This is a genomic window from Mycetocola sp. (assembly GCF_046716805.1).
Classification (GTDB): Bacteria; Actinomycetota; Actinomycetes; order Actinomycetales; family Microbacteriaceae; genus Mycetocola_A.
This window is the reverse complement of the sequence record NZ_JBKJWH010000073.1, coordinates 1-10,670: the sequence shown is the minus strand read 5'-3', so window position 1 is coordinate 10,670 and position 10,670 is coordinate 1. Positions and strand designations below refer to the sequence as shown.

Sequence of the window (10,670 nt, the reverse complement as noted above, 5' to 3'; positions counted from 1 at the left end):
CCGAGGGATTCCAGTACGACGCCGCCGTCCAGACCGTGACTCTGACGACCAGTGCCACGGCCTACTGCATCAACGTCGCGGACACTCGGTACACCACCGCCGACTTCCTCTACGACAGCAGCGTCGGCAAGCCCGTAGAAGGCGCAGCCTGCAGCTTCTGATCCACGGCAAGCTGCACGATCAGCCTTGCGGCTGGGCAGGGGCGGTTCCTTTCGGGGGACCGCCCCTGAGGCCGTCATTCGTTCTCCTAAGGGGTCAGCATGCAGCGGGATGAGCCTGAGCGTGGCTTCACTCTGATCGAGCTCCTCGTCGTCGTCATCATCATCGGCATCCTCGCCGCGATCGCCATCCCCGTGTACCTCGGCGTGCAGAACAACGCCAAGGACTCGGGCGTCAAGAGCGACCTGACCAACGCCAAGACCGCGGTCATCGCGATCCCGATCTTCCTGGGCCAGCAGGAGCAGGCAAAGGGCAGCGCGGTCGAGTCGGCGATCGGTAATGCCAAGACGGCGATCGTCGCCAAGATGGTCGACACCGAGACCTTCCCGACTGACGCTGAGCTCACAGCAATCAAGACTGCTGCGACGGGCGGCGACACGAAGGTCACGCTTACGGTTACCGGAACCATCGCTGCGTTTTGCATCCTCGGCACCCACAGCGACGTCAAGGTCGGAGCGGCCATGAAGCCATGGGCGGCGGATGACACCAGCGGAGTGGTCGAAGGAACGTGCAACGCCACTACCTTCAAGGTAGTTCCAACGACATAGTCCAGTAGAACTCTGCCGAGCAGGGCGTCGGAAGGTACGACGCCCTGCTCGGCTTCTTTGGTTGAACCGCCCGGAAGGAGGCCGCACCGTGCAGACGCCACAGCGCCCTTCCGCCGCGGAGGACGCAGGACTCGGGATCGTCGAAATCGTCGTCTCGATGTTCCTCCTCGCCCTCCTCGCGATGGCCTTCCTCCCGCTGCTAATCCAGGGCATGACGGCATCCGTGACAAGCGCGACGGTCGCAACCGCCAGCCAGCTGCTCAACCAGCAACTGGACGCGGTCCGAGCCGTGCCTCCCAATTGCTCCGATGTGCGGGCGTTCGCCGCTGCCACTGTTCTGCCGACCACTGACCCGCGGGGCACCGAATTCCAGCCCGACTCCGTGGCTGGCACCTGCCCAGCGAGCTATCCAGGTGTCGTCCGCGTGGAGGTGACCGTCACTAAGGCAGGAAGCTCGCTTCCCCTCGCTGAGGCGGTCACGATGGTTTATGTGGAGTCGGCTACTGCACCTACGCCCACTCCGGTGCCGACGCCATGAGGACCGAACGCGGGTTCACCCTCATCGAGTTGCTCGTCTACATGATGCTCGCCACCGTCGTGCTTCTCATCGTCGGGGGCATTCTCATCAACTCTCTCAAGGCGGAACAAACAGTGCGGAACTCGGTCGAGGGTGCCGACACCGGCCAGCTCATCTCCCAGTCCGTCACCAAAGCGGTGCGGAACGCCAGCGCCATCCGGCTCACCGCTCCTGCGACCGACAGCCAGCTCCTCACGGCCCGGACTACCGATGCCACCACCGGCTCGGTGTGCCGCGCCTGGTACTACGGCGCAGGAGAGGTACGCATGACCACGTCAGCGACGGCGATTCCCACGCCGACAGCCACGGAGGCGCGAACCTGGACTCTCCTCGGCGAGAACATCCGCCAGGTCGCCGGCGCGCCCGTCTTCGCCCTGACCGGCGCAGACCGTCAGGTGGATCTCACCCTCGAAGCTGCGACCGGCAACGGACGCCCCATCCTCATCAAGACGTCGGCCTTCAGCCGACAGCCCGTGCCCGCGACCGGAGTGGAGACTGCGCCATGCTTCTGAAGTTTCCCGCACGGCGGCACCCTCGCGAATCGGGCAGCGCGCTCATCGGCGTGCTCGCCCTCATGATGGTCACCGCCGTCATCGGAGTGACGATCGTCACCGCCACCGTCCACGGCCTGTCCGTGACGAGTTCCGCACGGGCCGACGTCCAATCGCGCGCGGCGGCGGAGGCGGGAATCGACGTCGCCGTGGTTGGCCTCCAGACAACGTCGAGCTGCTCAACCGCAGGCGCCGTCTATGAGTCGACGACGAAACCACTCTTCCGTGCTGCCATCGAATACGAATCGGCCGGCATCTGGGTGCCCGGCTGCCCGCCCCCCACCGCAACACAGGTGCGGATCAAATCGACTGGGACAGCGGCTACCCCGGGCGTCGCCGGGGCAACCTCAGGCAACCGCAGCGTGATCCAGGCGATCTACAACTACATTCCCGACTACGTCACCGTTCCCGACATCGACGCGGCCGTGTACGCCCACACAATGGAGGGGGACCTCAAAAGCTTCAACCTTGCGTCGTCGGACAACAGCATCGCCGCTGACCTGCAAATCAAGAACGGCGACGTCAACTGCATCAACAACGCCAAAATCGCTGGCGATGTCATCCTGGGAAACGGATCCGCCAATCTCGACAACTGCGAGGTCACCGGCTCGCTCCACGTGTCGAAAAGAATTTTCGCCAGCGGCAGCAGCCGAGTTCGCGGCGACATCATCGCGGTCGGAAACGGCGTTGCATCACCGAGTGAAGTGGTGACGGTCAAAGGCGGGACTGTCGTCCACGGTGACATCTATGCCGGTGGCAGCGTAAGCGTACTGAGCAGCAGTGCATCTACGGCCGAGGGGAATGTCACCGTGGCTGGCACCACCTCGAGCGTTGCAAAGGTCGCGTCCGGTTCCACAGTCAAAGGAAGCATCATCTCCAGTGGGACCATCTCGGATGCCGGCGTGCCGGGTGGTACGCGGAGTTCGGCGGTCGAGGGACTGCAACAACCGCCAGTTCCGCTCATTCCAAACTGGACGGATGTCGCCTACCCGTCGACGACCTGGGCCACGAAAGGCTACGAAGAAGTGCTCTGGACAGGTGTATGCACCGTGAGCAACGGGCATCCCATGTGGGCGACACTTTCTGCCCGCACGATCCCGACAGTCGTGAACGTGCTCAGCATCTGCCCGGACGGTCTGAAGACCGACTCAAATATCGACACGCTGAACCTGAAAACCAACATCGCATTCATCGCGCACGGATTCGATTTCACCAAGTTCAACGTGACGAACGTGCACCCGGATGCAGTGAACCCGACCCAGAAGAGTCTCTGGTTCATCGAGCCGGACAACACCGCAGACGGCGTACCCACCTGCACGGCGGACTCAAACGGCATCAATATGAACAACGAATCCAACATCCCGAACACCGTCGCGGTGATGGCGTACACGCCGTGCAAGATCTTCAGCGACCGCGACGGATGGCGTGGTCAGCTTTACGGCGGCGAAGTGAAATTCGGCTCGCAGGCAAAACTGACCTTCGTTCCCGTCGGCATCCCGGGAGTGGACCTCTCAGGGGGAGTGCCGCCGACAGTTGTGCTGAGTGGAGGCCACCTCGGCAACCGGGTCAGCGTCCGGGAGCTGGGGTAGCGGTGGTTGGTCTCCTGGCGACCGGCGCGGGGATATTCGGTTCACTGATCGGGTCGTTCCTCAACGTCGTCATCTTTCGTGTCCCGGCTGGGCGTTCGATCGTCGCGCCACCGAGCGCGTGCGGGGGCTGCTCTGCACCCATCCGCCCCTGGGACAACATCCCTGTGCTTTCCTGGCTGCTGCTGCGCGGCCGATGCCGGGACTGCCAGATCGCAATCTCGCCACGGTATCCGCTGGTCGAACTCGGGACGGCGGTCTTCTTTGCGGTCATCGCCCTCCGTTTCGGAAGCGCCATGACCGATCCATCCCTGCTCGTCGGGACGGTTGTCACCGTTCTCGGCTATCTGTACCTCGGTGCGATCAGCGTGGCCCTCGCCCTCATCGACATCGACACGCGCAAACTTCCGAACGCGATCGTGCTGCCCTCGTACCCCGTGGCCGCAGTGCTGCTTGCCACCGCCGCGCTGCTCGCATCCGAACCGGGCCGGATCGCCACAGCCCTGATCGGAGCGACCTGCCTCTTCGGGATCTACCTGCTGCTCGCGCTGATTTACCCGGGCGGAATGGGCTACGGAGACGTCAAACTGGCCGGCGTACTCGGTCTCTATTTAGGCTGGCTGGGTTGGGAAGCTTTCGCCGTCGGCGCATTCGCCGCTTTCCTCCTTGGGGGAGTGTTCAGCCTGATTCTGGTCGCCCTGAGGCGGGCAAATCTGAAGAGCGGGATTCCGTTCGGTCCATGGATGATCGGAGGCGCGTGGGTCGGCATCCTCGGAGGAGAGCAACTGGCGTCCGAATATCTGTCATTATTCGGTGTGGGGTAGGGGGAAGAATGACGGCACACATTGTCGGCCTGGACATCGGCGAGACCGCGGTGCGCGGGGTCGAAGTGCGGATGATGCCCAAAACGGGGCCAAGCATCCTGCGATACCACGAAGTTCCACTTCTCGACGGCGCCGTGCGCAGTGGTGAAGTGCTCGAAGTGAACACCGTCGCTGCCGCCCTCAAACGGTTGTGGCTGGACGGCAAGTTCAAGACCAAGGACGTCGTCATCGGCATGGGCAACCAGAAGGTGCTCGCCAGGGACCTGACTGTCCCCCGGATGCCGCTGGCCAGCATCCGGGAATCGTTGCCGTTTCACGTGCAAGACCTCATTCAGGTTCCCGTCGCGGACGCGCTTCTCGACTTCTACCCGATTGCCGAGGTAGAGAGTGAGAACGGCCCAGCCGTGAGCGGCCTGCTCATCGCAGCAGTCAAGGAAGCGGTGATGATCAACCTCCGGGCTGTGCGCGAGGCAGGTCTGTCTCCGGTCGGTGTGGACCTCATCGGTTTCGCACTCCAGCGAGTGCTCGGCAGGTCGACCGGTGAGACCACCGCCCTCATCGACGTGGGAGCGTCGACGACGAACGTCGTGCTCGCGATCGACGGCGTGCCCCGCTTCGTCCGGATCATTCCTGCTGGCGGGGACGATGTCACGCGCGCACTTATGTCACGACTCGAGATCGAGCGGCAGCAAGCCGAGGGTCTCAAAAGGAGCATCGGTCTGGCTCCGGCTTCCGTTCCCCCAGAACTCCGCACTGCCGCCGGGGTGATCGAGGAAACATCGGGTGAGTTGCTCAGCAGCTTGCGGAACACTCTCAAGTACTTCGCGAACACCCGCCACGACGGGACCGCCCATCGGATTGCGTTGACCGGGGGAGGCGCGCGGCTTTCCGGGTTCGCGCAAGCCCTTGGTGCGATGACCCGGGTCCCTATCACCCCGATCCAGCCGTTCGGTGCCGAGCCCGCTTCCGGCTCCCGAAAACAGGTCGCACCTGTCCCCGACGACGAGGACCGCCGCAGCCGCATGACGGTGGCTCTCGGGCTCGGACTGGGAGTTGTGGCATGAGCGCCGCACAGCCGGACCTGACGCTCGGTGGCGTGCCACGAGCAGACCTGCTGCCCCAGGAAGTCCGCAACGAACAGCGCGGCAAGGCGCTCGTGCGTAAACTTCTCGTCGGTCTCGTCATCCTCGCCGTGCTCGTGGCTGGAGGTTTCGCCTTCGCCACGGTGCGCTCGATAACAGCAGGTGTCCTGCTTGCCGCCGAACGTGCCCGCACTGACGCGCTGCTCGCTGAACAGCTCACCTATGCAGAGGCCAGGAGCGTGAACAACGCAATCACCCTCGCTGTCACAGCGAGAGAAGTCGGAATGGCCACGGAGATTGACTGGGAAGCGTACCTGGCCGAGATCGACGCGACGATTCCGACCGGAATCTCCCTGACGTCGATCCGGGTGGACTCCATCTCACCCGCAGAGACCTCGGTCGCTCCTGAGGCGCCGCTGCAGGGGGAGAGCGTCGCCACCATCTCGATCGAGGCGACGAGCCAGACCGTTCCCGAGGTCGAGATTTGGCTCGATCAGTTAGAAAGCCTGACCGGATTCGCCGGAATCGCGCCCCCGGTGAAAGTTGACGGGAACGAACAAGCCGGCTTCGTCGTCGCCATCCAGGTGCAAGTGAACAAGGAAGCCTTCCTCAACCGATTCGCCGAAGAAACCGAGGGCGACGAATGACCCGGACAAAGCTATGGATAGCAGCCATCGCGCTCGTCGCCGTGGTCGTCGTGCTCCTCGGCTGGTTCACCGGCATTGAGCCGCAATTGGCCGAAGCCCGCAAGGCAGACGACGAACGTGCATCCGTCGCGACCGTGAATCAGGCGCACGAGCAGACCGTGCTCACGTTGCGAAAGCTCGACGACCGGCTTCCCGAACTGAAGAACGAGCTCGCCGCTCTCCGGGTGGCGTTGCCGAGCGACCCAGCCGTCTCGACACTCCTGGGTCAGTTGAACGAGCTTGCGTTGAAGAATTCGGTGGGCATCGAGTCGATCACGGCAGGAACCCCCCTCGAACTGACGCCTGCGACACCCGTGCCGGAAGCGGCTGCTCCTACGCCCGCCGATTCAGCGGGACCTGAATCAGCCGCTGGCGAACCGACGCCGGACGCACCTGCTGCGGTGCCGGTGACGACGGACCTCGTCTCGATTCCGGTCACAGTTATTGTGACCGGCGACGTCGGGCCGATGGCCGACTTCCTCAAGAGTGTGCAGTTCGGCCCCCGGCTCTTTCTGGTGACCGACATCGTGATCGACATCGAAAGCGCTGGCGGCAAGATGACGGTTGACGGGCTCGTCTACGTGCAGCCAGACCCGAAGGCGGAGCAGCCTGCCGAGAAGCCGGCGGAGTAGCGGCATCCGTTGATGAGTAAGCACGCTGTGGCGGCTCAGTGCGCTCACGCGGCGTCTCGATCTGTAGAATAAATCTTCGATTCTATCTGTGAATAACTTTCACTTTTCTCGAACATTTTGGTAGAATGAAGCATGGCTAAATTATCCGAGCAGATTCGAGAGGTCGCCCTTCGGGTGTGTGACCAACTCGCTCGGTATGAAGACGCCATCGCCGCAGCTGACGAGGCTGGAGTAGCCGCAGGCCCGGAGCCGGCACTCGAGCCTGCCGAGGCTTCCCCCACCGGTATCGCTGATTCCAGCGGTGCCGGTTCGTCGTTAACGAGGGCATCGTCATGCACGGGCACCTCCGCAAATATTGCGCCGTTGTCGATGGTTCTGGATCAGGCTCCCAACGTCGATCTCGAAGCACTGCTGCGTGACGCTGCCCGCGCGAAGTCCGAGTTCGATGAGGTGATCGCAGCAGGGGCCGGTGTGGCCGCGAAGCGTTCGGCCCGTGATCTCGGCTACGCCGGCTGGGCGCAGTCGACAGGTGACCGCACTGCCGTGAACCTGATCCAGCGGCTGACGGGGTCGACGAAGAACGAAGCTTTCCGACAGATGCGGCTCGGCGAGGCAATGGGCGAAGCGGATGCCGCCACTCACCCCGTCGCTTTTCCGCCGGAGCAGCCGAGCGACGATCGAGTGGTCGACACCGATGGGTTGCTCGAGATCAGTCCAGATCCGGACAGCCCCGAAGGCTCGAGAGACATTGGTGGGGCGGTCATGCGCCCAGCGCCGGTAATTCCCTGGCACGAGCCGTTGACGCGGGCGGCCCGCGATGGGGTCATCAGGTCTGAATCGGTGACAATTATCATGCGTGGGCTTGGAATCCCGAATGATCGGGTCGATGCCGAGACGTTGAGGGCCGCTGCCGAGGAGATCATCGAGGATGCGGCCGGGGTGAACGCCGATGAACTCGGATTCCGGGCCCGCCAGGTCCGCGACCGGATCGATCCGGCTGGCGTGCAGCTGAGATGGAACGAACGCTACGCCAACCGGAAGTGGCGGTTCGGCCGTTCCGATGACGGCACGAAGACCGCTTATGTCACCTTCGAGGACGAAGGAGCGGCGTGGATGGAATCGATCGTCGGCGCAGCCATGCGTGCGCGCCGCGGAGGCCCAAGAATGGTGGACCCCGCCGAGGCGGAACGGGCAGAGAAGCTTCGGCTCGATCCCCGGACGAACGACCAGATTGTGTACGACACCCTGATGGGCGCCCTGCGCGTCGGAGTGCAGGCTGAGCCCACCGAAACATACGGGTCCAGGCAGCCGGGCGTGCGCCTCGTGATCACCCAGGAGCAACTGGACACCAGAACCACCGGTGATGACGGTAACAGTCGCTCCACCGGGACCGGATATTTCGAGGACAGCAAGGACACAGTCCCCGCCGGAATGATCGAAAAGCAGATCTGCGTCAGCGGCATTCGCCCCGTCCTGATGGACACGTCCGGTACCGCGCTCGACGTGGGCCGCGAGCAGCGACTGTTCGGAACCAAGCCGCTAATCGCGATGTCGATTCGCGATGGAGGCTGCCGAATCGACGGATGCGACGTGCCGCCGTCGTACTGCGAAGCACACCATATCAATGAGTGGGTAGCGCACGATGGGTGCACCGACCTAGCCGACGGGGTATTGCTCTGCCCGTACCACCACCACCTCGTGCACAATCTCGGCTACCGGATCGTGCGGATCGAAGGTGAGTACTATTTGATCCCGCCGCCGGGAGTCGACGGCGAGCGGGAACCGATCCGGATGCCGTCGAAGTCACCGTTGGAGAAGGAACGGCTTCGACTCCGAGCGACAGAGACACGAGACGCTGCCGAGAACGAAGCAGCGGCCGCCGTGGCCAGCGCCACCGAGGAGGCTCGACAGGAGCCGGACGATCGGGTGCCGGGGGAGAGCTCCGCCGACCCGCCGTGGGCAGACCGGAGGACTGGCTGACTCGGGTACTTCGGCCGCACGTGGCTCCACGTGAGCGGCAGGAGGGGACCGGCAGGTGCGGAGCAGGAGGTGCGGGCAGGGGGGAGCGTGCAGGTGCGGAGCGGGGGTTCGATTCGCTGCCTCACTTCGCTTGGATCGTGAGCAAGGCCGCTTTGCGGCCGCGTCGACGGGCTGGCGCTACTCGATCACCAGAGGAGGCGCCGCGTTCGGGCCCTACTCAATCACCAGAGGAGGCGCCGCGTTCGTGCGCTACTCGATCACCGGAGGAGGCGCCGCGTTCGGGCCCTACTCAACCACCGGAGAAGTGACGAGCATAAAGGCGAATAGGTGGCCGGCAGAAAGGAATACGAGGCGGGCATAAAGGAGCGCGGCGCTGCGTTACCCCACTCGTAACCGTGCGTCACTCAACTTTGCACGCGGCACACAGCGGCCTACGCTCGCTGCTGAGGCATCCGCAGAGTCCGATCGACCGGGATGCCTCATCCACTTCGAGAAGGAAACCCACCACCATGTCTTCACGCTCCGTTTTCTCAAGGATTGCTGCCGTCACCGTCGCGACCGGGCTCGCCGTCACTCTCGCCGGTTGCGCAACGGCATCCGGCGGCGGGAGCGCTTCGCCGAAGGCCAGCGACAGCGCCCTTGAACGGGTGACTGAAGCCGGCGTGCTCATCGTCGGAACCGAAGGCACCTACAAGCCGTTCAGCTACCACGAAGGCGGAGCAGGCGACCTCACCGGGTACGACGTCGATGTCGTCACCGCCGTGGCCGAGAAGCTCGACCTCGACGTGCAGTTCGAAGAGACCCAGTGGGACGGCATCTTCGCCGGCCTCGAGGCCGGCCGGTTCGACATCATCGCCAACCAGGTCTCGATCAACGAAGAGCGCGAAGAGAAATACACCCTGAGCGACCCGTACACGATCTCGCCCGGCGTCCTCATCGTCGCCGAGGACAACACAGACATCACGTCACTCGAGGACCTCGAAGGCAAGACCACCGCGCAGTCCAACACGAGCAACTGGTACGCGGTCGCCGAAGAAGCCGGCGCCACCGTCGAAGCCGTTGAAGGCTGGGCACAGGCCGTCGAGCTCCTCGAGCAGGGCCGCATCGACGCCACGGTCAACGACAAGCTGACCTACCTCGACTACCTCAAGCAGAAACCGGATGCCGGCATCAAGGTCGTCGCCGAAACCGAGGAGGCCTCGCAGAGCGCCTTCGCCCTGAAGAAGGGCAGCGACGACCTCGTCGACGCCATTAACGAGGCGCTTGCCGAACTCAGCGAAGACGGCACACTGGCCGAACTCTCCGAGAAGTACTTCGGTGAGGACGTGAGCAAGTAACAGCGGCACCTGCGATACTGCCCTCATGGTTTCCGAAGCCGCATGGGAGCTTTTTTGGAGCTCATTGTGGCCTCTCGTGTCCGGGGCGATCGCCGGAACGATCCCGCTCGCGCTGATCTCGTTCGCGCTCGGGCTTGTTATCGCCCTCTTCGTCGCGTTGATGCGGCTGTCACGCAACAGGGTCGTCTCGAGCACCGCACGCGGCTACATCTCGGTGATTCGCGGCACTCCGTTGCTGGTCCAGCTCTTCATCATCTTCTACGGGCTGCCGTCGATCGGCCTCACGATCGACCCCTGGCCGAGCGCCATCATCGCGTTCTCGCTCAACGTCGGCGGGTACGCCGCCGAAGTGATCCGCGCGGCGATCCTTTCCGTGCACAAGGGCCAGTGGGAAGCCGCGTACACGATCGGCATGTCCCGGGCGCGCGCCCTTCGCCGGATCATCCTGCCGCAGGCAGCCCGGGTCTCGGTGCCTCCGCTGTCGAACACCTTCATCAGCCTCGTCAAGGACACCTCGTTGGCGTCGGTGATTCTCGTCACCGAGATGTTCCGCGTGGCCCAGAGGATCGCGGCGTTCAGCCAGGAATTCATGCTCGTCTACATCGAAGCCGCCCTGATCTACTGGGTGATCTGCCTCGTGCTCTCATC

The 10,670-nt window shown here is 63.8% G+C and carries 11 protein-coding genes; all 11 read left to right on the top strand.

All coding sequences use genetic code 11. The features are described from left to right. Positions 1 to 260: 260 nt before the first annotated feature. Positions 261 to 767, top strand: coding sequence for a type II secretion system protein (locus tag ACLQ62_RS05950; protein WP_411720741.1), 507 nt, complete (start codon positions 261 to 263; stop codon positions 765 to 767). Between the two features lie 88 nt (positions 768 to 855). Continuing rightward, positions 856 to 1,305, top strand: a complete 450-nt coding sequence (locus ACLQ62_RS05945) for a hypothetical protein (RefSeq protein WP_411720740.1) — start codon at positions 856 to 858, stop codon at positions 1,303 to 1,305. Beyond that, positions 1,302 to 1,856 carry a PilW family protein gene (locus ACLQ62_RS05940; protein WP_411720739.1) on the top strand — a complete coding sequence of 185 codons (555 nt, stop codon included), beginning with the start codon at positions 1,302 to 1,304 and terminating at the stop codon, positions 1,854 to 1,856. Before ACLQ62_RS05945 ends, ACLQ62_RS05940 begins: the two co-directional genes overlap by 4 nt. Then, a complete protein-coding gene (locus ACLQ62_RS05935) occupies positions 1,847 to 3,484 on the top strand; it encodes a hypothetical protein (protein ID WP_411720738.1) in 1,638 nt (545 codons plus the stop codon). Before ACLQ62_RS05940 ends, ACLQ62_RS05935 begins: the two co-directional genes overlap by 10 nt. A 2-nt stretch (positions 3,485 to 3,486) precedes the next feature. After that, a complete protein-coding gene (locus ACLQ62_RS05930) occupies positions 3,487 to 4,305 on the top strand; it encodes a prepilin peptidase (protein ID WP_411720737.1) in 819 nt (272 codons plus the stop codon). A gap of 8 nt (positions 4,306 to 4,313) precedes the next feature. Further along, positions 4,314 to 5,369, top strand: a complete 1,056-nt coding sequence (pilM, locus tag ACLQ62_RS05925; protein WP_411720736.1) for a type IV pilus assembly protein PilM — start codon at positions 4,314 to 4,316, stop codon at positions 5,367 to 5,369. Beyond that, positions 5,366 to 6,034, top strand: coding sequence for a hypothetical protein (locus tag ACLQ62_RS05920; RefSeq protein ID WP_411720735.1), 669 nt, complete (start codon positions 5,366 to 5,368; stop codon positions 6,032 to 6,034). Before pilM ends, ACLQ62_RS05920 begins: the two co-directional genes overlap by 4 nt. Then, complete coding sequence (gene pilO / locus ACLQ62_RS05915; RefSeq protein ID WP_411720734.1) at positions 6,031 to 6,705, top strand: type 4a pilus biogenesis protein PilO; 675 nt, start codon at positions 6,031 to 6,033, stop codon at positions 6,703 to 6,705. The genes ACLQ62_RS05920 and pilO overlap by 4 nt, the downstream gene beginning before the upstream one ends. A 132-nt stretch (positions 6,706 to 6,837) precedes the next feature. Further along, entirely contained in the window at positions 6,838 to 8,685 is a 1,848-nt protein-coding gene (locus tag ACLQ62_RS05910) for a DUF222 domain-containing protein (protein WP_411720733.1), read from the top strand. 509 nt (positions 8,686 to 9,194) lie between these two features. Then, entirely contained in the window at positions 9,195 to 10,022 is an 828-nt protein-coding gene (locus ACLQ62_RS05905) for an amino acid ABC transporter substrate-binding protein (protein ID WP_411720732.1), read from the top strand. Positions 10,023 to 10,047: 25 nt separating this feature from the next. Further along, a partial coding sequence (locus ACLQ62_RS05900; RefSeq protein WP_411720731.1) for an amino acid ABC transporter permease occupies positions 10,048 to 10,670 on the top strand: 623 nt, incomplete at its 3' end.

What these genes read in the sequence shown, in the direction of transcription:
- ACLQ62_RS05950 (WP_411720741.1), top strand. Translation starts at nt 261, where the DNA reads ATGCAGCGGGATGAGCCTGAGCGTGGCTTCACTCTGATCGAGCTCCTC.
- ACLQ62_RS05940 (WP_411720739.1), top strand. Translation starts at nt 1,302, where the DNA reads ATGAGGACCGAACGCGGGTTCACCCTCATCGAGTTGCTCGTCTACATG.
- ACLQ62_RS05935 (WP_411720738.1), top strand. Translation starts at nt 1,847, where the DNA reads ATGCTTCTGAAGTTTCCCGCACGGCGGCACCCTCGCGAATCGGGCAGC.
- pilM (WP_411720736.1), top strand. Translation starts at nt 4,314, where the DNA reads ATGACGGCACACATTGTCGGCCTGGACATCGGCGAGACCGCGGTGCGC.
- ACLQ62_RS05920 (WP_411720735.1), top strand. Translation starts at nt 5,366, where the DNA reads ATGAGCGCCGCACAGCCGGACCTGACGCTCGGTGGCGTGCCACGAGCA.
- pilO (WP_411720734.1), top strand. Translation starts at nt 6,031, where the DNA reads ATGACCCGGACAAAGCTATGGATAGCAGCCATCGCGCTCGTCGCCGTG.
- ACLQ62_RS05910 (WP_411720733.1), top strand. Translation starts at nt 6,838, where the DNA reads ATGGCTAAATTATCCGAGCAGATTCGAGAGGTCGCCCTTCGGGTGTGT.
- ACLQ62_RS05905 (WP_411720732.1), top strand. Translation starts at nt 9,195, where the DNA reads ATGTCTTCACGCTCCGTTTTCTCAAGGATTGCTGCCGTCACCGTCGCG.